Source organism: Chryseobacterium indologenes (assembly GCA_016025055.1).
GTDB classification, from domain to species: Bacteria; Bacteroidota; Bacteroidia; order Flavobacteriales; family Weeksellaceae; genus Chryseobacterium; species Chryseobacterium indologenes.
In genome coordinates this window covers 3991085-4013435 of record CP065590.1, presented here as the reverse complement: position 1 = coordinate 4013435, position 22351 = coordinate 3991085, and the positions used below count along the sequence as shown (strand labels likewise).

Sequence of the window (22351 nt, the reverse complement as noted above, 5' to 3'; positions counted from 1 at the left end):
GGTTATTTTTTAATCAGTTTAGCATTCGCCGTTTTATTGTTATCCGTTTTTATCACCACCAGATAGGCTCCCTGAACTAAAGCCTGTGTGTTGATCTTAGTCACTTTATTTTTTGTTTTCAAACTCTGAAGCTGTCTTCCGCTCATATCGTACAACACAATCTCCGTTTCTTTGAAATCAAAGCCAATTTCTACGTATGCATAGTCTGAAACAGGATTCGGATAGATTTTAATATCATATTTTGGAATCAGCTGGTCTACCTGTTTGTCGCCCAGTTTTACGATCTTCCAGTTTTCCTTTCCTAATTCTGTGGCACTGGTTCCGGCAAGAATGATAGAGCCGTCTCTGTTCAGTTTCAAGTCTGAAAGTCGCTCTTCTTTTTGTCTCGATTCTCCGCTTACGTGTTTTCTCCACTGTTCATTACCGTTTCCATCCAAGTAGATCATCCAGAAGGTTTCATCGTCTTTTTGAACTCTTCCTTCCGCCTGGGTATAACCACCAAGTAAAATTCCTGTGGTAACATCTTGATTCTTGGCTCTTGATTCTTGGCTCTTCATCATCACATTCATTCCCATCAGGATATCCCGGTTTTTGAAATTGTAGGATCTTTGCCACTCTTCATCACCTCTTTCGTTTACAGCAATCAACCATAGATCTGTGCCTTCTTCAATTCCTACGGATTTGTTTCCTGACCTTTCGGATCTGGATTCTCCACCGATAACAAAACCTGTAGCAGTAAGAGCCAGCGTTCTGATATGGTCATCTCCTTTGCCGCCGAAATCCTTTTCCCATTCTACTTTTCCGTTTTTATCGAGCTTTACAATCCAATAGTCGCCTTCACCGAAATTGCTGCTGGATTTTGAGTAACGGGATTCGGAATTTGGGGTTTTATTATTCAGATCTGAAGTGGTAGACCTTGTATCACGAATCTCAGAACTCCTAGAATATATTCCCAGTAACGCTCCTCCATCCCTGGTCGGAATCATCTTCTCAACTTCATCCAGACCTTTTCCCCCTACAATCAATTGTGACAATTCTTTTCCGTCTTTGTCCAATCGGGTGATCAGGACATCTTTGGAGCCATATCCTTTTGATGAATTTTGTACATTTCCGGCTACAAAAAATCCTAAATCGGTAGTCTGAATAACTGCCCTGGCTTCTTCATCCGCCGAGGTTCCAAGCGTTTTCTGCCATAATTCATCTCCGAATTCATTGATTCGGATCAGCCAGATATCCGAGCCACCCTTAGAATCGTCTTTTTGTCCAATCCTTTCCCGGAATAAGAAGTTCCGGCCAAGAGAAATCCACCATCCTGAGTGGTTACTGTAGAGGATAGATAATCGTGACTTGATCCTGAGAAATACTTTTCCCAAGCCTGCTCTCCCTGTTGGTTGAGTTTGACTGCATGGAAATCGTAACCGTTATTCTGTTGTTTTCCAGCCTCTAGCTTCGTGCTTGCTGACCGGATAGAACTGCCTGTGATAAGATATTGCTGGTCAATTGTTGTAGTGACCTGGCTGAGAAAATCCTGAGTGGAAGACCTGATGTCTTTCTGCCAGAGGACTTCCTGGGCCTTCATGTTTGGATATGCGTATAAAAAAATTACGCATAGGTAAAGCATTTTCATATTTATGTTTTATTTTTGACGGATGAAAGCTAATCCATTTTAAGGACATCAGTCAATACAACAACTTGATTTAATGCACATTAATCATCAAATAATTGAGATTATTTTAAAAAATTAATGATTTCATTTTATAAGCTTATATAATCAATAACTTTTCAATAGCATAACATTTTATCACTTATCATCTAAAGAGAAAAAATAAAGGCTATCCCAACATGAGATAGCCTTTGTATGGTTAAATATCAGCATTTTTACTATTTATTCCGAAGTGATATTAAATTTCGTAAGGAATATTTTATTCATCATGAAAACACTATTTATTTCGCTCGTGTAAGACCTTTTCCACATCTTCCAAACAGAAACCTTTCGCTTTCAACAGGATCAAAAAATGATACATCAGATCAGCAGCCTCATTTTTAAAGAGTTCAGCATTATCATCTTTGGCTTCTATCACGACCTCCACCGCCTCTTCCCCCACTTTCTGAGCCACTTTATTGATTCCTCTCTGGTAGAGTGAATACGTATATGATCCTTGTGTTTTATCATCAATTCTCTGAGAGACCTTTTCTTCCAGCTCGTATAAGAAGCCTTTTGGAGCCTTCTCTCCAAAGCAGCTGAAACTTCCCGTGTGGCAAACTACATTGGTAGGAATTGCTTTAATTAAAATGGTATCCTGATCACAATCGATGGCTATACTTTTAACCGTTAAAAAATTACCGGACTCCTCACCTTTTGTCCAGAGTCTCTTTTTGGAACGGCTGAAAAAAGTAACGATTCCTTCCTGTTCTGTTTTCTTGAATGCCTCTTCATTCATATACCCAAGCATCAGAACCTGCAGCGTTCTGTTGTCCTGAATTATTACGGGAACCAGGCCATTATCTTTGTTGAAATTAATTTTCATCGCATCTCTATTTTTTGTTGTTTTAACTGTTGTTTTAACTCCTGAATGCCTATCTCATTGAAATGGAAAATACTGGCTGCCAATGCTCCTGTTGCTCTGGTCTCATTAAATACTTGAACAAAGTCATCCATACTCCCCGCTCCTCCTGAAGCTATGACAGGAATACTGATCTCATCTGCCACCAGCTTTGTAATCTGCACATCAAATCCATTTTTGGTGCCATCACCATCCATGGAAGTTAAAAGAATTTCGCCGGCACCCAAAGCTTCAGCCTGCTTTGCCCATTCAATGGTATTGAGAGAAGTAGCTTCCCTTCCGCCTTTGATGTGAACAAGATCAGATTGATTTACCAAACGGGTATCAATGGCTACTACAACACACTGGCTTCCGAATTCTTTCGCCAGGTCAGAAATAAGCTGAGGGTTTTTCACGGCAGATGAGTTGACACTGATCTTATCGGCTCCTGCTTCCAAAAGTTTTCTTACATCTTCAACTGTGGAAATTCCGCCACCCACTGTAAACGGGATACTCAGTTCTTTAGCGATATTTTTCACCAGCTCTGCAAACGTTTTCCTGTTCTCAATGGTAGCAGTGATATCCAGAAAAACAAGCTCATCTGCGCCGTCTTTTTCGTACTTTCTGGCCAGCTCCACAGGATCTCCGGCATTGCGTAACCCTTCAAAGTTGATTCCCTTCACGGTAGCTCCGTCTTTTATATCCAGACACGGAATAATTCTCTTTTTAAGCATTTTCAATAAAATTCTGAAGTTGTTGTAAGCTTATTTTTCCTTCATAAATAGCTTTTCCGATAATTGTCCCGGAACAGCCGAGATCTTTCATTTTATAAACATCTTTGATGCCTGAAATACCACCGCTGGCCACCAACTGAACCGATGTCTTATACAAAATTTCAATATAAAGCCCTGTCGAAGGTCCTTCAAGCATACCATCCTTGGCTATATCTGTGCAGATCACATGTCGGATTCCCTTTTCTTTGTATTTCGAAATAAAGTCTATCACGTCCAGGTCGCTTTCTTCCAGCCAGCCTGAAGTTTTAATTTTTCGGTTATCACAATCGGCTCCGAGTATTATTTTCTCCGGACCATATTGTTCAATCATTTTAAAACAAAATTCGGGATCCTGTACCGCAATACTTCCCAACGTAATCTGTTTTGCACCGGAACTGAAAGCCGTTTGTATATCTTCTTCGGTCTTTAATCCTCCGCCAAAATCAATATGCAACGACGTTGAATTTGCGATATTCTCCAATACTTTCTGATTGACAATATGTTTTGATTTTGCGCCATCGAGGTCCACAAGGTGAAGAAACTGAATGCCGAAGCTCTCAAACTCTTTTGCTACTTCTACAGGATTTTCGTTATAAATCTTTTTGGTGTTATAATCTCCTTTGGACAGGCGTACACACTTCCCGTCGATAATATCTATAGCCGGAATAATTTTCATCATAATCTTATAAAATTGTTTAAAATCTGGCTTCCGATTCCTCCCGATTTTTCAGGGTGAAACTGCACTGCATAGAAATTATCTTTCTGCAATGAAGCACTGAATGGCAGAATATAATCGCACACCGAAGTCGTACAATCCGACAATTCACAATAATAGCTGTGAACGAAATAGACATCACTTCCGGCCTCAAGTCCTCCAAATAAAGATAAACCCTGGCCTGAAATCGTATTCCAGCCCATGTGGGGAACCAGCCCTTGTGGAGGAAATCTTTTCACCTTGCAATCAAAGATCCCCATTCCTTCCGTATTTCCTTCTTCGTTCTCCTTACACATCAGCTGCATCCCCAGGCATATCCCCAAAACAGGCTGTGTCAAAGTCGGAATCAATACATCCAGACCTTTCTCCTTTAAAAGCTTCATGGTGGACGAAGCCTCGCCTACACCGGGAAAGATAACTTTATCTGCCTTTGTAATCTGTTCGGGATCATCTGTAATAACCGAATCAACTCCTAAGCGGTCTAATGCATTCTGCACAGAGCTTACATTACCTCCGTTATATTTTATGATAGCAATCATCTCTATAAACTTCCTTTGGTTGATGGTAAACTATAATTGGCATCAGACTGATTGACCGCCATTTTGATCGCTTTGGCAAACGCTTTAAAAACGGATTCGATCTTGTGGTGTTCGTTATCTCCTTCCGCTTTGATATTCAGGTTGGATTTAGAAGAATCGGTAAACGATTTGAAAAAGTGAAAAAACATTTCTGCAGGAACATCACCGATTTTTTCTCTTCTCAACTGAACATCCCAAACCAGCCATGGTCTGCCTCCGAAGTCTATAGCCACTTGTGCAAGGCAATCATCCATCGGGAGAAGGAAACCGTATCTTTCAATACCTTTTTTCTTTCCTAAAGCCTTTACAATTGCTTCACCCAAAACGATAGCCGTATCTTCTATCGTGTGGTGCTCATCCACGGCAAGATCTCCGTTTACATTAATCTTGAGGTCCATATTACCGTGTCTCGCAATCTGTTCCAGCATATGGTCAAAAAAATGAAGCCCTGTAGAAATTTCTGCTTTTCCGCTTCCATCGATATTAACCTCGATCTCTATCTCCGTTTCGTTGGTCTTTCTGTATACTTTGGCCTTTCGCATTCCCGATTTTAAAAACTGGTAAATATCAGCCCAGCTTGAAGTGGAGAGCGCAGCATCTGTATTTAAGTTATGATTAAGATAAACAGCTCTACATCCCAAATTCACAGCAAGTTGCACATCACTACTTCGATCACCAATTACATATGAATTTTCAAGGTCATAATTTCCGTATATATACTTTGCCATCATTCCTGTTCCTGGTTTTCTGGTCGGAAGATTTTCGTGCTCAAAGCTTTTATCGATTAAAATATCACTAAATAAAATCCCCTCATTTTCAAATGCTTTCAACATTTTTTCCTGAGGTTTAATAAAGTCTTCAAAGGGAAAGCTTTCCGTTCCAAGACCATCCTGATTGGTCACCATCACCAGTTCATAATCCAGCTCGTTGGCTATTTTTGAAAGGTTTCTGAAAACCCCCGGATAAAACTCAAGCTTTTCCAATGAATCAACCTGAAAATCAACAGGCGGCTCAATGATCAGCGTTCCGTCACGGTCTATAAATAATACTTTTTTCATATCTATGTTGTTTGTAAAATGTTGATCAGTTTTTCATTTTCCTTACGGTTTCCGACATTAATGCGGATACATCCCGGTATCGCAGGATCTCTTCTGCTGGTTAAAATTTCCTCTTCCAGCATTTTTCCATATACCTGATCTACATTTCCCATTTGAATCAGAAAAAAGTTGGCATCTGTAGGAAATACTTTTGAAATACACGGAATATTTTTAAACTGTTCTTCGAGCCATTTTCTTTCCGCTAAAATGTCTTCTACATTGTCTTCTAACCTGTTTTTTTCTTCAAGAGTTTTCAGAATCAGCTCCTGGCTTAATGAATTCACATTATAAGGTGCTTTTACTGTATTGATCAGGCTTATAATTTCTCCGGAAGCATATGCTATACCCACCCTTGCTCCTGCAGCTCCCCAAGCTTTGGAAAATGTCTGCAGAACAATGAGGTTAGGATATTTGTTTAAAAGTTCAATGCTTGATTTTTTTCCTGAAAATTCAATATACGCTTCATCCACCACGACAATTCCGTTAAAATTCCGGACATAAAATTCAATATCTTCTACACTGTTTCCAGTGGGATTATTGGGTGAGCATAGAAAGAATACTTTAATGGCTTCTTCACCGGTCATCTTCATAAAATCATCTTTTACGATCTCAAAATTCCCGTCAAGATTGAGTTTCAACACCTTATTTTCATTGATTGCCGCATAAAACCCATACATTGCAAAAGAAGGATTCATCATCATAATGGAATCTTTTTTAGGCTCACAAAAGACTTTGATGATTAAATCAATCAACTCGTCACTTCCGTTTCCTATGGCTATTTGTAAAGGAGAAATATTCTTTAGGCCTGCTAGTTTATTTTTAAGCTTTTTCTGGGTAGAATCAGGGTATCGATTGAATTCTCCGAAAGGACTTTCATTAGCGTCCAGAAGAACCGGTTCATTAAATTCATTATGATCCCTGAAACTTATATACGGTTGCAGTTTTGAAATATTTTCTCTTACTAAAGCACTGATATTAATTATTTTATTTTCCATTGTATTATTGTAATCGTATTGATACTGCATTTTTGTGAGCAAGCAGGCCTTCTGCTTCAGCCATGATTTCTATTGTTTTTCCTAAATTTTGTAATCCTTCTTTTGACAGGTGCTGGAATGTTATTTTTTTCACAAAGCTATCAAGGGAAACCCCGCTGTAATTTCTTGCGTAGGCGTTGGTCGGAAGTGTGTGATTGGTTCCGCTGGCATAATCTCCAGCACTTTCGCAGGAATAATTCCCCAGGAAAACGGAGCCTGCGTTCTCAATCATTGGGATATATTTTTCAAATTCCCGGATGGCCAGAATAAGGTGTTCCGGGGCGTACAAATTACTGAAGGCAACGGCTTCTCCAAGAGAATCAAGTAAAATAAAAGAACTGTTTTCTAATGCTTTATTGGCCATTTCATTCCTGGGTAAACCTTTGATTTGCTGACCGACAGCGCTAATGGTCTCATTAAATACTTTAAGATCCGTGGTCAGGAAAATTACCTGGCTGTCGCTTCCGTGTTCTGCCTGTGAGAGAAGATCTGCGGCACAAAATTCCGGGATTGCCTGTTCGTCTGCAATGACGAGCACTTCGCTGGGACCGGCGGGCATATCGATAGCCACTCCATATTGCTGGGCGTATTCTTTGGCGGCAACGACATATTGATTACCGGGTCCAAAGATTTTATACACGCTCGGAATACTTTCTGTTCCCAAAGTCATGGCAGCAATGGCTTGTGCCCCGCCTGTCTTAAAGATTTTAGAAATCCCGCAAATCATTGCTGCATACAGAATAGCAGGATTGATATTTCCGTTTTTGTCCGGCGGTGTGCATAAAACGATTTCTTTACATCCCGCCAGATTGGCAGGAACAGCAAGCATCAGAACTGTTGAAAATAAAGGCGCCGTGCCACCGGGAATATAGATTCCCACTTTCTCTACTGCTCTGTTTTCCCTCCAGCATACAACCCCTTTTGTGGTTTCAATTTTCTGGATTTCCGGTTTCTGTGAAATGTGAAACCTGGAGATGTTTTCTTTTGCCTCCTGAATCGCCAGTTTTAAATCTTCAGCAATCAGATTCCCTGCTTCTTTACACTCAGCTTCTGTAACCATTACCGTTTCAGTTTCTGCCTGATCAAATTTTCGGTTAAATGCCAGTAGAGCCTTATCCCCATTTGTTTTAACTTCACTGAATATCTCTTCTATAAGCACTGAAATTTCCTTTTGTTCTAAAACAGGTCGCTGCACCAGTTCCGGCCATATGTTTTTCGTTGGATATCTGTATATTTTCATATCTGTATTTTTAAATAACCATTTTATCAATCGGAATGATCAGGATGTCCTGAGCTCCGTTTTCTTTCAGTTCGTCAATAACATCCCAGAATCTTTCTTCGTCGATCACAGAATGAATACTGCTCCATCCTTCTTCTGCCAGAGGGATAACGGTAGGGCTTTTCAATACCGGTAAGACATCAGCCACTTTCTGAATTTTATTGTTAGGAACATTCATCAGAATATATTTTGAATTTTTTGCTTTCAAAACGGCTCTGATTCTGAATAAGAATTTTTCGAGAATATGTATCTTTTCATTCGATAATTGCGGGGCTTGGGCCAGCACAGCCTCGGATTTCAGTAAGGTAACGGTTTCTCTCAGTCCGTTTTTAAATAAAGTACTGCCGGAGCTTACAATATCACAGATTCCGTCTGCAAGGCCTATATTGGGTGCAATTTCCACTGAGCCTGAGATCACGTGTATGTCAGATTGTATTCCGTTTTTTTCTAAAAAAGCTTGTCAGGGTATTGGGGTAAGAAGTGGCAATTTTTTTTCCCTGGAAATAAGCCAGATCATCTGTTTCGACGTCTTTGGGAACAGCAAGGGAAACACGGCATTTGGAAAAGCCCAGCGATTGTACGATCTGGATTTTTTTCTGTTTTTCTATCAGGAGGTTTTCCCCGACAATGGCAACGTCTACCACTCCGTCTTCGAGGTATTGGGGAATATCAGAATTCCGGAGATACATGATTTCCATGGGAAAATTATCTATCAGCACTTTAAGCTGGTCTTTCCCGTTGTTGACATAGATTCCGCAGTCTTTGAGAAGCTGTAAAGAATCTTCGTACAGCCGGCCGCTTTTCTGAATCGCAATTTTTAATTTACTCATTTCGTTTTCTTTGGGTCCGAGTAAATAAAAACTGATCTGTTGAAATTTCTGAGGCGAATTCAGGAAACAAAAAAACCGTCTATTTACTCAGACGGTTTTAATTATTTTTGATTTTAGCACAAACTTATATCAATCAATTCCGCCTAACAGAGATGATGATAGTAATGATGTAATGCTAAAAAAATTGGTTTCATTGTATTGAATTATGGTACAAATGTAGGGTTTATTTTTAAATTTCAAAGTTTTTTCAGATAATTTTTTGATAAAAATGCATCAGCTCCCTGGCAATCGGCTCATCATTAAATTTCTGAACAAACGTGAAACCCTTTTCCTCACGACGTTTTCTTTCGGATTCATTTTCCCAGAGAAATTTTATTTTAGCCTTAAGGTCCAGATAATTATCCGGGTCGATGTACACAGAGTCTTTTCCACCCGCTTCAGGCAGGCAGCTGGTATTGCTTGTCACCACAACAGTCTTTGAGAAAAGCGCTTCTATCACAGGAATTCCGAAGCCTTCAAAAAAACTTGGATAGACAAAAATATCTGTCAGTTTGTAAAGCACTGCCAGCTCATCCATGGAAACGCCTTCCAGGAATATTACCTGATTTTCCATTTTGTTTTTCTTCAGGAAAGCGGCTATTTTCTGGTAGTATTTGGTTTTTCTTCCTACAACTACCAGTGGGATGTCAGTTTCATGGATCGCTCTGACAATATTCAATAAGTTCTTACGGTCTTCAATGGTTCCTACATTCAGAATGAATCTTTCCGGAAGATTAAATTTTTCCTTAGCAGCCTGAATCAATTCCGGAGATTGTTCCTCTTTGAATGCCTTATGACAGCCCTGATAAATGACATCAATCTTGGTCTCAGGAATTTTTAAAAAATCAATAATATCCCTTTTGGTCTGTTCTGAAATGGCGATGATCTTATCTGCTGTCTCCGCTGCCTTTTTAAACTTCCAGAAATGTATTTTCCTGTCAAAAAATGAATAATATTGAGGGTAGCGGACAAAGATCAGATCGTGAATGGTCACCACTTTTTTAATAGGTTTCTGATCCCATTTCAAAGGTAATTCACCTGATAGACCATGAAAGATATCGGCTCCTAGTTTCTGGGCATCTTTTCCCATTTTGAGCTGGCGTGAAAAGTTGCCTTTTGAAGTCTGCGCAAATTTCACATTCGAACGTTCCAGAATTTCCTTCCCACGTTCAGATTTGTTTTTATTGAGCAAGATGTATTCATTATCCGGCTCATATTCTGAAAGAATTCTTAGCAGATCTCTGGAATAGTTGCCCAGACCGGACGTATTATGGAAAAAACGTTTTGCGTCAAAAGCAATTTTCATGAGTGTAGTTGTTTTTGAAATTCCTGAAATGTACCAAACATATGACCTTTTTCTTTAAGCCAGCCTACAAAGGTATCAAATCTTTCCACCATATCTTTTCCGGAATTTTTCACGGTAAAGCCGGGTAGCTTAAAGGCTTCATCTTTAATTTCTGCAAATTCCCACGGATGGAAATAGATGTTCAGATATTTGTCTTTCTTCAACGTATCGGAAGCCAGTTTTTTATACAAAGACAGAGGAAAATTGTGAAAACTCAGCCAAAATAAAGGAATTCTGAAATTAGGGGACACGGAAGCAGGAACCTGCATGACATTCCCTTCTTTAAAGTAAGTTCTTGAGACTTTAAGATTGTTATATCTTCCCGGTAAAAACGTAGGATTAATGGATGAATTGTATGAATAACCTGCTTTCTCCACTTCTTTTTCATCCACAGGCATCATTCTCGGCATTCTTAATCCGGTTACTTTTGTGGAGAACAGTTCTTCAAGTCTTTCTCTGGATTCTTTCAGGTGTTTATCCTCAAATTCCGAATGAAACCAGGTATGTGAAGCCAGTTCATGTCCTTCGTTTAGCAATCTTTCAATCAGATGCTTGCTGTTTTCCGCAAAAACTACAGTGGAAAAAAAAGTAGCTTTTGCCTGATGTTTTTTTAGAATATTTAAAATATTTTCGAGCCCGTGCTGGGATATGGAGATTTGTTTATCAAAAGAGATCTCTCCTTTATATTCTAAAGGCATGTCAAACTCCTCGATATCAAAACTTAATAAAACCATTTAAAAATTTTTATTTTTTATAATATAATTAGGCCTTTCTTTTACCTGTTTAAAGATTTTTCCTAAATAAATACCAATGATTCCCAGAATAATCAATTGCAGTCCTCCAAAGAATACAATGGTCATGATTAAGGATGCCCAACCTGAGATTTCGGTGTGTATAACAAATGAATGGATCACATAAGCAACATAACCAATGACTGAAAGCAGAGAGAATAAGAACCCAAGATAAGCGGCCAGATACAATGGTTTTACACTAAAGGCTGTAATTCCGGTAAAGGCAAATTTGAGCATTTTCTTGAGATTGTAGCTGCTTTCACCGGCCATTCTTTCCCCGGCTGTGAAATCGATTCCGATCTGTTTATAACCCATCCAGCTCGTCAGTCCTCTCAGAAACAAATCATCTTCCTTAAAATCCCTCATAGCCTGTACGGCATTGGCATCCATCAGCCTAAAATCTGAGCCTCCTCCTTTGGTAAGATTCACATCGGAAAGACTGGACAACAGTTTATAGAAGACATCTGAAGTTTTCCTTTTAAAATAAGAAATTTGCTTTGGGTAGGTCCTTACCGTATAGACGATATCGTATCCTTCTTCCCATTTTTTTATCATTTCAGGGATAAGCTCAGGAGGATGCTGCAGATCTCCGTCCATGGAGATGACTGCATTTCCGCTGGCATGATCTATCCCCGCTTTTACTGCCGGCTGGTGTCCGAAATTTCTGGAAAACTCAATAAACTTTACCTCTTCATATCGCTGAGACAATTCTTCCAGCTTTTGCTGGGTATTGTCGCGGCTCCCATCGTTGACAAAGATGATTTCAAAAGCATAATTCTCTAGTCCTGAAAAAACTTCTTTTATTTTTTCATGAACCAGGGCCACATTACCTTCTTCATTGTGAGCGGGTATGACAATAGAAATTTTCTTCATAGATTAATTTAAAGTGTAGTCCTTATCAAAATCTTTAGTCATCAGTTCATAGATAACTCTCAACCAAACGACGATACAAGGTACGGCTTTCAAAGAATATTTAATGATATAATTCTGCTTGATAAATTTCGGGAATAAATCTGATGGTGAGAAACAGGTCAGGATAATCACAAACAGCAACAGTCCGATAACAAGAGGTGTTTTTTCTTTTTGCAAGGTAAACCAGATCATGACACCTGCTACTGCAATAATGTATGTTGGCGATTCTGAACCTGAGCTAAATAAAACCAGAAACAATAGTGTAGAGGCCAGAATCATCAATTGAAATGCATAGTTTTTATATTGTTTGATTCTGATGTAAGGCAAGGCAAATAAAGGAACCCCAAAGGCTAAAAATGTAAGATTGGAAATGGAAGCATCGCCTAAAATCCTTCTTACAAATCCCATTAAAGAAATATCCTGCATATTCCCCAATACCTGATTATCATTGTTCTTTGAAATCAAAGAGGTAGCCCAATCCGAGTAACTCTGAATCACAAACTGCGGGCTTGAATAGATCATCGGAATACACAGACATAATACTGCCACTGCCATTCCTGCCAGGATAAATTTCACCTTATTTTTAATAAAGAAAAACTGTGACAACCCTACAATTCCATATAATTTCACGAAAATCCCTATAACGATGGCTGTTGCAGACTGTACTTCTTTTCTTTCGTAAATGTAAATTGCAGACAGCATCAGAAGGCCTACCAAAGCCACATTAAACTGTAAGCTTACGGCTGCAGTAATATATTCCTGCAGGCACAATAAAGCAAAAAGGGCTTTTTTAGGATCTGAAAACGGAAGTTTATGAATAGCATACAGGAAGATTGCGGTATTGGCAACATTCCACAAGGCAATTCCCATCCAGTCCGGCATTACGGCAAAAGGAGCAATCAATAGACTGAAGAATATTCCGTAATGATTCATATCGGAGTATTGCTCAGGATATTGTAAATACAGATTTTTCTGATCAAGGGTATTAAAAAATACTCCCTTGAAAATCAGGTAATTATTGATCGCCTGATATCCTCTTGAGAATTTGGAAAGTGCTGTAGCAATGGCTACAATAAGATAAACCCCAAATATGTATTTGGGGTTTAACAATATTTTAAGAAATTTTTCTTTCAAGATTGTGCGGTATTAGTTTAAAAATTAATCTTAAACAGCAACATTGTTATCTCTCAATGCATCGTTCAGAGATGTTTTTTTATCGGTAGATTCTTTTCTCTGACCGATGATCAAAGCACATGGAACCTGATATTCTCCCGCAGGATATTGTTTTGTATAGCTACCAGGAATGACTACGGAACGTGCAGGAACTCTTCCTTTGATTTCGATAGGCTCGTTTCCTGTTACGTCAATAATTTTTGTAGAGGCAGTCAATACTACATTAGCCCCCAAAACAGCTTCTTTTTCTACGTGTACACCTTCTACAACGATACATCTTGAACCGATGAAACAGTCATCTTCAATGATTACCGGTGCTGCCTGTAATGGCTCTAAAACACCACCGATTCCAACTCCACCGCTTAGGTGAACGTTTTTACCGATTTGCGCACAGCTTCCTACTGTAGCCCATGTATCTACCATGGTTCCTGAATCTACGTATGCTCCGATGTTTACGTAAGAAGGCATCATAATAACTCCTGAAGCTACGAAAGAACCTTCTCTCGCAATGGCATGAGGAACTACTCTTACTCCTTTTTCTGCATAATTTTTCTTTAAAGGAATTTTGTCATGAAATTCGAACGGACCTACTTCAATAGTTTCCATCTTCTGGATCGGGAAATACATTACTACGGCTTTCTTCACCCACTCATTTACCTGCCAACCGTTTTCTGTAGGTTCAGCTACACGAAGTTCTCCGGAATCTAGTAAAGAAATTACCTCTCTAATCGCTTTTTGGCTGTCTTCATTTTGTAATAGGTCTCTATTATCCCAAATGTTTTCAATAGTTTGTTGTAACGACATGTTTCTTATTTAAATTAGTTTGAAAAATTATACCGCCCAAAGATACAAAAAGTTCAGCAAAACCGTTTTTCAGCTCACGCTTTTAATAAAGGCTCAACATCCGCGCAACCCTCTTTTTATAAGCCAGATAGATTTGGCCATGCTGTTTTACTAAATATTCTTCTTCAAGCCTTATCTGAATCTGCATTAAAAGGCTTCCTGTTGTTAAAAACAGGAATGCGATCAGCGTAGGAAACAAAAGAAAAAATCCGACGAGACTGACTGTCATTCCCAAAAATATAGGATTTCTTGAAAACCTGAACAGTCCGTGGATAATAAGCCTTGTTTTTGCGTCTTGATCAATCCCGATACGCCATGAATCTTTCATCTGAACCTGAGCGGTTACTGTCCAGATCAGTGCTGATATCATCAAAGCAATTCCAATATATTTTACAATGGGAATATTCAAAAAGCTTATTATACAAGATTGTTGCATCTGATCAGGAATCCATGCAATTATAACCGTATAACCGAACAACGTTAACAAAGTAATTTTAAAATACCTGCCAATACATGCATAAGCAGTATCATCTTTAGGAAAAACGATGGGGTTCTTTCCTATTCGCCGGGCAACTTTAATACTAATGCCTAAAAAAGCAATGACGAAAAACAAGATGAAGTAAGCCGGAATAAAAAATCTGATGTAATCTGTCATGAAAGAATAGTTTTTGGCAAATTTCAGGGATTTCAGAGTGCAATACTATTGCGTTATGCGATCTACAAAAGTGACAAAGCCTTCTACAGATGAGCTTAATTAAGTACTAAACTTTATGGGATATGAGCAACTCATAAGTTTTTAAAAATTTTCAGCTCATTTGATGATTACGGTTGAAGATATAAAATTCCTCCTTCTACAGGTATGGAAATCTATGATTTGGTGGGCCAGTTTAAAACTTACTCTGCTAAATTATGACTAAAGCCCATGGAGCAAAACGGTTGAATAGTACGGGCTGCAGCCCGTACCTATTGAATATAATAACCTCTACAATGTACATCTAAATTGCCACTTTAGAAAGACCTTTGCTTTTTTTAAACTCTGTCAGGCTCATGTGATGTTGCTTTTTAAAAAACTTATTCAGGTGGCTTTCGTCTGAAAATCCAAATTCAGTCACGATTTCATTGATCCTCATATCGCTGAAAAGAAGCCGGTGCTCTATGAGTCTTAATTTGTAGTTCAGGATATAATGGGTGATTGTTTCCCCGCAATGATTTTTAAAATAGCTGCCGAGGTAGGTTTCCGAAAGCCCGAATTGCTGGGCAATGACTCCCACTTTCAAAAGAGACGGATCATGGATGTTTCCCTGAATATAGTTGATGATATCGAGTATCCTTTTATCAGTATTGGAACCTACACTTTCGGCGCGCATCTTTGAGATATTTCTTGCAGCAATCACAATCAATGCGTTCACATAATGCAGGGTCAGTTCTTCCTGATAAAGATCCGGATGATTCAATCCATGGAGTAACGAGGTGATGATGGACTCCACCAAAATAATATCCGGCTTATTCTGTAAAATACATCCTGAAAGATAGGAAGCCCCATACAGTAAGCATCCGATAGAATTAATATTGTTCCATTTATAATCCTTTATATACCGTTCACTGAATTTTACCAGTAGAAGTTCTGTTTTATCTTCAATTTCCAGATGATGTTCATCATCAGGTGTCAGTAATATCAGGCTGCCTTTACCATAAGAGGCAATATTATTGTTGATGGTAAAAGAACCTTTCCCGGAAATAACATATATGATCTGAAAAAAGGAGAATTTATTGCCTTTCAACGGGCAATTTGCAGTTACGTGATATTCAACTTTTACCAATTGGTCAATATTCTCTCTTTTCATACCGCAAAAATACTTATTTATCATGAAAATATACTGATTTTTTACAATTTTTCTGTCCAAATTTGCTACAACAAAATTTTTAAAATTAATGAAAAGATCAATTTACGTCCTTGCCCTGGGCGCTTTTGGTATCATTACCACTGAATTCGGAGTGGTTGGTATTTTACCTACACTCAGCCGGCAGTTCGGAGTATCCATAGATACGGCAGGATGGCTGCTGAGCGCGTTTGCCATTACGGTTGCCGTTTCATCGCCTTTTATCACGTCATTCACCAATAAGATAAACCGCAAGTTTCTTCTATGTCTGGTGATGAGTATTTTTGTACTTTCAAATATTATCTCTGCCTTTTCTACAAACTTTACGATGCTTATGATTGCCCGAATATTACCGGCAGTATTGCATCCGCTTTTCTGGAATATTTCTATTGCCATTGCATTCAAGGAAAAGGGTGCCAAAGGGGTATCCACAGTAATGCTGGGGCTAAGCCTTGCTACTGTTCTCGGGATTCCTATGACTACGTATGCAGCTGATCTCTTCCACAACTGGAAGGCTTCATTTTTCCTGAGTAGCGCCATCAGTCTGATCGCATTTATAGGATTACTCCTTTTTATTCCCTCGATACCTGCAGAAAAAGAAAAATCTGCACAGAATCAGTTTATTGTATTGAAAAACCCTTTTTTATGGATGAATCTGATTTCTACCATTGGTACATTGGCGGCAATGTTTTCCAGCTATACCTACCTTACGACTTATCTTGAGGAAATTACCCGCATGAACGGCGCGCAGATCAGTGTTATGCTTCTTCTTTTCGGGGGTATGGGAACTCTTGGAAATTGGCTGATGGGACTTGCTTTACACAGAAATGTACAACTTACAACAAGAGTATTTTTAGTGTTATTAATTACAGTGCAAATTTTTGCTTATTTCCTGGGAGGTATTTTTATTCCTATGATTCTGATTGTTTCTCTTTGGGGAATGATTCATACCGGTGGATTTTTGGTTTCCAATATCCGAACCACGCAAACGGTTCCTCACCATGCATTGGAATTTGTAAACAGCTTACTGACGTCCTCTTTTAACATCGGGATTTCATTAGGGGCATTTCTCGGAGGTATTGTCAGTTCTCATTACGGAGTTCACCATGTGCTCACCGTAAGTATATTACTATTGTCAGTCACGCTTGTTTTAAGTTTCTTTTCTTTTCCTAAAAATATTGCGGAAAAGAAAGATTCAGATCAAAGTGAATTTGTAACACCGGCTTGTGAGAGAACCTAATATATTATTTTATTGAAATTTTAATTTAAAAAGAAGCAACCCATCGTTGGCGACGGGTTGTTTTTTTATGAATTTAAATCTTCACTTGGCAATTGCAACGTTTATAATACTCTTTGGGCATGCAGGTAAGCTTTGTTCCAGTATTTCTCGTTCAATGAAGAAATAATTACTCCTTTTGAAGTTGAGGCATGAATAAATCTCACCTCTCCGTCATTACCTATGTCATGTACGATTCCTACATGAGAAACTCTGCTACCACCGGCAGTGGCAAAAAACAATAAGTCTCCGGGTTTTACATCTCTGATATCAATATTCTGTCCGGCTTCTGCCTGATCAGATGATCTTCTGGGAAGGTTGAAACTGTTTTCTTCAAATACTTTGACTGTAAATCCTGAACAATCAAAGCCTGAAGAGGTATTTCCTCCGAATTTATATGGGGTTCCCAGATACTTTTCAGCATCTTTTAAAATTTCATTAACTGATCTTGGAACTTTTCCGTCAAATTTTGAGTCCAGCTTTCTGAGGTTTTCAGCTTTTACTACCGTTTTGTTGCCAGATTTTTTTGAGGAAGAAACTTTCTTCGAAGTCCCGCAGGACACTACAAAAGCAGAGGCAATCAGTAGGACCGACAGCTGCTTTATTGATCGTGTATTCTGAAATAATTCCGATATCATATTCATCTGATTTTTACCCGATTAAGGAATTGTATACAAATATACATTTTATATTTTAATTATGCTATAACTATACTACAACTATATAATAAATATATGTTAAAATTTTGAATTCGTTTATTTATTGCTATATTTGAGTTCAATTTTTGCAACATGGCAACATATGAAAGTCTAATTAAAATTAAAGGCGCTGTAGGTGATCTGGTTTTTTATAATCTGAACGGCAAAAATGTAGTTCGGAAAAAAAGCGGATTCAATAAAAAGGCTTTTAAAAAGAATGCGTCTTACGAAAAAGTAAGGCAGAACAGTTCCGAATTCGGGCACTGTTCAAAAATGGGAAAGATTATCAGGAAGAGTCTTGACTTTTATATTAAGGAGGCAGGTGATACCCTACTCTACCAGAAATTTGCCAAGCTGATGACGGAAATAAAAGATCTGGATACGATTTCGGAAAGGGGAAAAAGAACAGTTGTAAACGGACTTACCACTGAAAAAGGGAAAAAGCTCCTTAAAAATTTTCAAATGGGAAAAATAGAAAATATTTCCGCGCAGGCTGAAATGAAGGACCGGGTTCTTTATCTGAATGAAAATAATGGGGATAGCCAAGCCACTATCATCTGTATTAAGCTGGATTCTGTGAACTATACTGCAGAAAGTACTGCAGAAAAGATTTCCCCGTTGCAGCCGGAAGTTCAGTTTAAAAAACAGTTTTCTGAAGAGGATTTTCTATTGTATTTTGTAGTACTGGAAAAAAATAATGAAATTTCTAATATGGGATTTGTATAAATAAAAAAGTCTGCGATATGCAGACTTTTTATGTTATTTTTTTGTTCCTTTCCAGGTTCCGTATTGTGCGGGTGTGGGAAGTGTATTGCCCCAGCTTCCGTTTCCGTTTTTAACTGTTTTATCTATAGTCAGTTTTCCTTTGAATTCGCCTTTTGCAGGAAGCCCCAGTGTACCGGTTAAATCTCCTGAGTTACTTACACTACCAGAAATACTATAGTTATCAGTAGTGGTTTCGGAATGCATGGTTCCGACCACTTTACCGGTATTGTCTACAACAAAGTTCCATACTCCTTTATCCCCTCCTTCAAAAGTCCCAGACCATGTTCCAACGTAGTCATGAATTGTCTCATCATCTGAGCTACAACCGATACATAAAAATGCCGTTAATAAAAGTAAAAATAGTTTCTTCATAGTTTTCAGTAGTTTTATAACCTAAAATCCTGTTATCCTCTGTTTCCTGGGGGTTTCGAAAAATTCTTACCAACAGATTACAGAGCTTAATATTTATTTTTTTGTTTCGTGCAAATCTACTAATTTTTTCATTCACATTATCTGAAATTTAAGCAGTGGGCAATATCTTTATTAAAAACAAAAACATTCCGGCTAAAATACAAATATTTTTCAAACAAATTTATGATCTTGAGATTAAAGGTTTCTTTACATTAAAAAAATTCAGGTATACTAAATATTCCGTTAATATGCTTCTATAAACGATTTTTAATATGATTTTCATTATAAATCATAGATATTTCTTACCTTAGTGAAAAATTCAAACACAATCAATTTATAACATGAAAACAACGACTTCTTTTTTGGCCGCTCTTGCTTTATGCAGTTTCATGAGCGCACAAGTAGGAATTAACACCAGCTCACCTACCAATACATTAGACGTTAACGGATCAGCGAGAGTAAGAAATCTGGCTAATCCCGACAGAAAGATTGTTTCTGCTGATGCCCAGGGGGTTCTTACTTTAATTTCACCGGAAGAAATTTTCTCCCCAAAAGCCATATTAAATACTTCCACCTCTCCTGCCGAACAAAGATCTACCGTATATGACGGCCCGTGCTATCAGCCCTTAGATAATGCTTCATCCTGTACGATAACATTAAATCATTATAGCTCCTGCTCAGGGTTTACAAATCCTGTTGAAACTCAAATCGTTGTAGGACAAACCATCAATACCGGAAACGGACAGTTTCTGGGGACATGGGCAGCGCGCTATATTGACAATAAAGGGTTAACCGGTACAGCGCCTACTGCCAACCAGATTCCGCCGGATTATCCAAGAATATCTTATCCTACTGCCAACATGGCCAATTACCAGGGAAGCGGATCATTTTCCGGACAATGTAATACTGATCTGGTAACGACAATTAATGCTACAACAGGAGCGATAAAGGTAGAGTCTGTAAAACGAAGCATGTTTGCCCACTTGGTATACCTTATTGAGGTTGCCCGTTCTAAAAGTTTCTAATACTTCCTTATTTCCTTTTCATAAAAACAATCGCAGTAGGTATTGCGGCTGCTTTATTTTATTTATGATCAACAGGAAAAAGAGTGGTATACAAAAGCCTCCGGAAGGAGGCTAAAAACTATTAGGGATTGATGAAAAACTTACTATAAAAGTATTAATGTATCATGCATTTGCTTTATGATTATGATCATAATAAGTGGTTTCATCGGTAATTTATTTTAGGATCTACAATACTTTTGATAAAACAATGTCTTAACAGTTTGACATCGGAAAGAAAGTTCATTATAATACAGGATTTTATAAGTTGTCAAATTTGCATTAATGGACAGACTTCAATATATTTCTTTATATTTGAGTAAACAGAATCATACAACTATGGAATTACAAATTGGAGACACCGTGTATTTAAAATCGGATGCAAGAACCATTATGACAATCAATGATGTTTCACATAAAGGCCAGGGATATTTCGAATGCGTCTGGTTTTCACAGGAGCTTTTACAGGTGGGACATTTTCACAAAGATACATTGGTACGATATAACAGAGATAAATAAATAGCTGCCGGATAATTTCAATTCTACTATTAATATCTTCTCTGATAATAGTATCACCCAGTTTACAATAAAAAAGAGCGATAAAATACATTACCGCTCTTTTATTTTTGTGGAGAATACGGGATTCGAACCCGTGACCTTTTGACTGCCAGTCAAACGCGCTAGCCAACTGCGCCAATCCCCCTTCTTTAAAGCGGTACAAAAGTAAGTATTTAATTGATATTTGCAAATCTTTTCGCAAATTTTTCTTGATTTTTTATACAAAATCTTCCACAAAAGGAAAAAGAGGTATTATAGAGATAAAAAAAATCAAGAAAAAATATATCAGATAAGTCTTAAAATCGAAAGGAAGAAGTATTTTAAACTATGTAGTTTATGGTAAAAGTCTATATTTACTATTTACATTGTAAACAAGTAAAGATTTCAATTGACGCTTTGCCTCTTTTCCTTTAAATAAGCTGACTGCACTGAGATACAAATTGCTCGAACTTCCTATCCTTATTTTGCATGACCGGTCCGTGGCCAAAACATATAATAGCCGGATGTAGCTGTGCTAATTTTTGGAGCGAATTGATATTAGATTCCTGATCAGATGTGAATAGGTTTGGAGGAAGCCTCAGACCCGCCACTGTGGTAAGCAGATTCATATTGGTCGCCGCATCCCCGATTATCAGTACACCATCCCGCTCGCGGAATAAAGAAATATGACCGGCTGAATGTCCGGGAGTTTCTATTACCTTAAAGTTTCCGATCATATCATTTTCGGCGATTGTCTCATCAACTTTATGTCCCTGACCAGCCCAGTACTTTTGTTGAAGTTGTGCTATCCAATGTTGCGGAGTCGGATATTCAGTGGTTACCATACCGGATTCGGTCCTTACAACCTCGTCGGGATGACAAAGCAAAGGGATCCCAGACTCTGCACATATCTGATCACTGCAGCCCTGATGATCCGGATGGGCATGCGTTAATACATGTTGATAAACAGGAATTTCCCGGATGGCCTTCTTTATAATGGTATATGAATTCCTTATTCCGGAATCTACCAGTACTCCTTCAATAATATAACAGTTGATGCTGTTTCTTGGCATAAGCGGAATATGGAATACTTCAGGTGCAATTTCACGTAACATAATTTTTTTGTGCAAATCTACATTGCTGATCAGAGCTGCATAAGGACATTTGTCCTAGAATATATCGGATCTGAGGATTTGCCTCTTCGCCCTGGTAAGTGAACGTTACGTAATACCAAGATAAGATGCCAGATCCTGTGTTGCTATTCGCCGGGCGAGCATTGGTTCACCAGACAAAACATTGCGGTATTTATCTAAAGCCGACTTATTATTGTAACTCAGCATGTAACGTTCTTTTTGGATATACTCTTTCTCCATCACCGATTTAATAACGCTATTCCATGCGGTTACCTGACCTGTGAGTTGCTGATAATCAAGATAGCCTATTGTATAGATTACAGTATCTTCTATAGCTCTGATGCTCCTTCTGGATTTTTCCTGTGACACAAATTCCGAAAATGAGGTTACAAATTCATTTTCAAATTTGAAGCATGTTATATTTTCACTCCCATCTTCGTCGATAGCATATGCTTTTACAGCACCGACACTGATAAATCCAATATCACGGCAGACTTCATTCTCACGAATAAAAAATTCACCTTTCTTTACATGTTTGGATTTGAAGAACTGTATAGAAAAATTGACCTCTTCAGCTGACAGTTCTGCTATACCGGACAGGTAATTTTCAAATTCACCAGTCATTTATCATTCTTTTT

22 protein-coding genes, 1 tRNA gene and 2 pseudogenes are annotated in these 22351 nt (G+C 38.3%); 4 read left to right on the top strand and 21 right to left on the bottom strand.

What is annotated here, in order from left to right:
- Positions 1-2: 2 nt before the first annotated feature.
- The 16 genes and pseudogenes from H3Z85_18470 to H3Z85_18395 all read right to left on the bottom strand — a co-directional run bounded on the left by H3Z85_18470 (position 3) and on the right by H3Z85_18395 (position 15796).
- A pseudogene (locus tag H3Z85_18470) lies at positions 3-1627 on the bottom strand (T9SS type A sorting domain-containing protein).
- 313 nt (positions 1628-1940) lie between these two features.
- A complete protein-coding gene (locus H3Z85_18465) occupies positions 1941-2528 on the bottom strand; it encodes a bifunctional phosphoribosyl-AMP cyclohydrolase/phosphoribosyl-ATP diphosphatase HisIE (protein ID QPQ51275.1) in 588 nt (195 codons plus the stop codon).
- Positions 2525-3277, bottom strand: a complete 753-nt coding sequence (gene hisF, locus H3Z85_18460) for an imidazole glycerol phosphate synthase subunit HisF (protein QPQ51274.1) — start codon at positions 3275-3277, stop codon at positions 2525-2527. The genes H3Z85_18465 and hisF overlap by 4 nt, the downstream gene beginning before the upstream one ends.
- Positions 3270-3992, bottom strand: a complete 723-nt coding sequence (gene hisA, locus H3Z85_18455) for a 1-(5-phosphoribosyl)-5-[(5-phosphoribosylamino)methylideneamino]imidazole-4-carboxamide isomerase (GenBank protein ID QPQ53943.1) — start codon at positions 3990-3992, stop codon at positions 3270-3272. The genes hisF and hisA overlap by 8 nt, the downstream gene beginning before the upstream one ends.
- Entirely contained in the window at positions 3992-4570 is a 579-nt protein-coding gene (hisH, locus tag H3Z85_18450; GenBank protein ID QPQ51273.1) for an imidazole glycerol phosphate synthase subunit HisH, read from the bottom strand. The genes hisA and hisH overlap by 1 nt, the downstream gene beginning before the upstream one ends.
- A gap of 2 nt (positions 4571-4572) precedes the next feature.
- Complete coding sequence (gene hisB, locus H3Z85_18445) at positions 4573-5667, bottom strand: bifunctional histidinol-phosphatase/imidazoleglycerol-phosphate dehydratase HisB (protein QPQ51272.1); 1095 nt, start codon at positions 5665-5667, stop codon at positions 4573-4575.
- A 2-nt stretch (positions 5668-5669) separates the two neighbouring features.
- Positions 5670-6701 carry a histidinol-phosphate transaminase gene (hisC, locus tag H3Z85_18440; GenBank protein QPQ51271.1) on the bottom strand — a complete coding sequence of 344 codons (1032 nt, stop codon included), beginning with the start codon at positions 6699-6701 and terminating at the stop codon, positions 5670-5672.
- 4 nt (positions 6702-6705) lie between these two features.
- A complete protein-coding gene (gene hisD / locus H3Z85_18435; protein QPQ51270.1) occupies positions 6706-7980 on the bottom strand; it encodes a histidinol dehydrogenase in 1275 nt (424 codons plus the stop codon).
- Between the two features lie 10 nt (positions 7981-7990).
- Positions 7991-8849: pseudogene (locus H3Z85_18430) on the bottom strand (ATP phosphoribosyltransferase).
- 247 nt (positions 8850-9096) lie between these two features.
- Positions 9097-10194 (bottom strand): glycosyltransferase family 4 protein, encoded by a 1098-nt coding sequence (locus H3Z85_18425; protein QPQ51269.1) that lies wholly within the window; start codon positions 10192-10194, stop codon positions 9097-9099.
- Entirely contained in the window at positions 10191-10967 is a 777-nt protein-coding gene (locus H3Z85_18420) for a polysaccharide deacetylase family protein (GenBank protein QPQ51268.1), read from the bottom strand. Before H3Z85_18420 ends, H3Z85_18425 begins: the two co-directional genes overlap by 4 nt.
- A complete protein-coding gene (locus H3Z85_18415; GenBank protein ID QPQ51267.1) occupies positions 10968-11897 on the bottom strand; it encodes a glycosyltransferase family 2 protein in 930 nt (309 codons plus the stop codon).
- Between the two features lie 3 nt (positions 11898-11900).
- On the bottom strand, positions 11901-13070 hold the full coding sequence (locus tag H3Z85_18410; GenBank protein ID QPQ51266.1) for a DUF2029 domain-containing protein: 1170 nt from the start codon (positions 13068-13070) through the stop codon (positions 11901-11903).
- Between the two features lie 30 nt (positions 13071-13100).
- Entirely contained in the window at positions 13101-13913 is an 813-nt protein-coding gene (locus H3Z85_18405) for a 2,3,4,5-tetrahydropyridine-2,6-dicarboxylate N-succinyltransferase (protein QPQ51265.1), read from the bottom strand.
- Between the two features lie 82 nt (positions 13914-13995).
- The gene (locus H3Z85_18400) at positions 13996-14634 is read right to left on the bottom strand and encodes an isoprenylcysteine carboxylmethyltransferase family protein (protein ID QPQ53942.1); all 639 of its coding nucleotides are present in this window, start codon (positions 14632-14634) and stop codon (positions 13996-13998) included.
- Between the two features lie 313 nt (positions 14635-14947).
- Entirely contained in the window at positions 14948-15796 is an 849-nt protein-coding gene (locus H3Z85_18395; GenBank protein ID QPQ51264.1) for a helix-turn-helix transcriptional regulator, read from the bottom strand.
- Between the two features lie 88 nt (positions 15797-15884).
- On the opposite strand from H3Z85_18395, the gene H3Z85_18390 reads away from it, so the two are divergent.
- Positions 15885-17072: an MFS transporter gene (locus tag H3Z85_18390; GenBank protein ID QPQ51263.1), complete on the top strand. Its 1188-nt coding sequence runs from the start codon at positions 15885-15887 to the stop codon at positions 17070-17072.
- Between the two features lie 101 nt (positions 17073-17173).
- Here the strand turns inward: H3Z85_18390 and H3Z85_18385 are convergent, their stop codons facing one another.
- Positions 17174-17746: a C40 family peptidase gene (locus tag H3Z85_18385; GenBank protein QPQ51262.1), complete on the bottom strand. Its 573-nt coding sequence runs from the start codon at positions 17744-17746 to the stop codon at positions 17174-17176.
- Between the two features lie 153 nt (positions 17747-17899).
- Here H3Z85_18385 and H3Z85_18380 point away from each other — a divergent pair, with 153 nt between their 5' ends.
- Complete coding sequence (locus H3Z85_18380; GenBank protein ID QPQ51261.1) at positions 17900-18532, top strand: hypothetical protein; 633 nt, start codon at positions 17900-17902, stop codon at positions 18530-18532.
- Positions 18533-18565: 33 nt separating this feature from the next.
- On the opposite strand, the gene H3Z85_18375 is transcribed toward H3Z85_18380, so the two are convergent.
- Positions 18566-18943, bottom strand: coding sequence for a hypothetical protein (locus H3Z85_18375; protein QPQ51260.1), 378 nt, complete (start codon positions 18941-18943; stop codon positions 18566-18568).
- Between the two features lie 380 nt (positions 18944-19323).
- On the opposite strand from H3Z85_18375, the gene H3Z85_18370 reads away from it, so the two are divergent.
- Both H3Z85_18370 and H3Z85_18365 read left to right on the top strand, forming a co-directional pair.
- Positions 19324-20007: a hypothetical protein gene (locus H3Z85_18370; protein QPQ51259.1), complete on the top strand. Its 684-nt coding sequence runs from the start codon at positions 19324-19326 to the stop codon at positions 20005-20007.
- A gap of 375 nt (positions 20008-20382) precedes the next feature.
- A complete protein-coding gene (locus H3Z85_18365) occupies positions 20383-20562 on the top strand; it encodes a hypothetical protein (protein ID QPQ51258.1) in 180 nt (59 codons plus the stop codon).
- Positions 20563-20672: 110 nt separating this feature from the next.
- Here the strand turns inward: H3Z85_18365 and H3Z85_18360 are convergent.
- The 3 genes from H3Z85_18360 to H3Z85_18350 form a co-directional block, all read right to left on the bottom strand.
- A tRNA-Ala gene (locus H3Z85_18360) sits at positions 20673-20746 on the bottom strand.
- A 265-nt stretch (positions 20747-21011) separates the two neighbouring features.
- Complete coding sequence (locus H3Z85_18355; protein ID QPQ51257.1) at positions 21012-21695, bottom strand: MBL fold metallo-hydrolase; 684 nt, start codon at positions 21693-21695, stop codon at positions 21012-21014.
- A 105-nt stretch (positions 21696-21800) separates the two neighbouring features.
- Positions 21801-22337, bottom strand: a complete 537-nt coding sequence (locus H3Z85_18350; protein QPQ51256.1) for a Crp/Fnr family transcriptional regulator — start codon at positions 22335-22337, stop codon at positions 21801-21803.
- Positions 22338-22351: the final 14 nt, after the last annotated feature.

Bases quoted from the DNA above. Each gene is read 5' to 3' on its own strand.
- H3Z85_18405 (QPQ51265.1), bottom strand. From the start codon at position 13,913: ATGTCGTTACAACAAACTATTGAAAACATTTGGGATAATAGAGACCTA.
- H3Z85_18425 (QPQ51269.1), bottom strand. From the start codon at position 10,194: ATGAAAATTGCTTTTGACGCAAAACGTTTTTTCCATAATACGTCCGGT.
- H3Z85_18390 (QPQ51263.1), top strand. From the start codon at position 15,885: ATGAAAAGATCAATTTACGTCCTTGCCCTGGGCGCTTTTGGTATCATT.
- hisC (QPQ51271.1), bottom strand. From the start codon at position 6,701: ATGGAAAATAAAATAATTAATATCAGTGCTTTAGTAAGAGAAAATATT.
- H3Z85_18420 (QPQ51268.1), bottom strand. From the start codon at position 10,967: ATGGTTTTATTAAGTTTTGATATCGAGGAGTTTGACATGCCTTTAGAA.
- H3Z85_18350 (QPQ51256.1), bottom strand. From the start codon at position 22,337: ATGACTGGTGAATTTGAAAATTACCTGTCCGGTATAGCAGAACTGTCA.
- H3Z85_18365 (QPQ51258.1), top strand. From the start codon at position 20,383: ATGGAATTACAAATTGGAGACACCGTGTATTTAAAATCGGATGCAAGA.
- H3Z85_18355 (QPQ51257.1), bottom strand. From the start codon at position 21,695: ATGTTACGTGAAATTGCACCTGAAGTATTCCATATTCCGCTTATGCCA.
- H3Z85_18380 (QPQ51261.1), top strand. From the start codon at position 17,900: ATGGCAACATATGAAAGTCTAATTAAAATTAAAGGCGCTGTAGGTGAT.
- H3Z85_18385 (QPQ51262.1), bottom strand. From the start codon at position 17,746: ATGATATCGGAATTATTTCAGAATACACGATCAATAAAGCAGCTGTCG.
- H3Z85_18375 (QPQ51260.1), bottom strand. From the start codon at position 18,943: ATGAAGAAACTATTTTTACTTTTATTAACGGCATTTTTATGTATCGGT.
- hisF (QPQ51274.1), bottom strand. From the start codon at position 3,277: ATGCTTAAAAAGAGAATTATTCCGTGTCTGGATATAAAAGACGGAGCT.
- H3Z85_18395 (QPQ51264.1), bottom strand. From the start codon at position 15,796: ATGAAAAGAGAGAATATTGACCAATTGGTAAAAGTTGAATATCACGTA.
- hisD (QPQ51270.1), bottom strand. From the start codon at position 7,980: ATGAAAATATACAGATATCCAACGAAAAACATATGGCCGGAACTGGTG.
- hisB (QPQ51272.1), bottom strand. From the start codon at position 5,667: ATGAAAAAAGTATTATTTATAGACCGTGACGGAACGCTGATCATTGAG.
- H3Z85_18465 (QPQ51275.1), bottom strand. From the start codon at position 2,528: ATGAAAATTAATTTCAACAAAGATAATGGCCTGGTTCCCGTAATAATT.
- H3Z85_18415 (QPQ51267.1), bottom strand. From the start codon at position 11,897: ATGAAGAAAATTTCTATTGTCATACCCGCTCACAATGAAGAAGGTAAT.
- hisH (QPQ51273.1), bottom strand. From the start codon at position 4,570: ATGATTGCTATCATAAAATATAACGGAGGTAATGTAAGCTCTGTGCAG.
- H3Z85_18370 (QPQ51259.1), top strand. From the start codon at position 19,324: ATGAAAACAACGACTTCTTTTTTGGCCGCTCTTGCTTTATGCAGTTTC.
- hisA (QPQ53943.1), bottom strand. From the start codon at position 3,992: ATGAAAATTATTCCGGCTATAGATATTATCGACGGGAAGTGTGTACGC.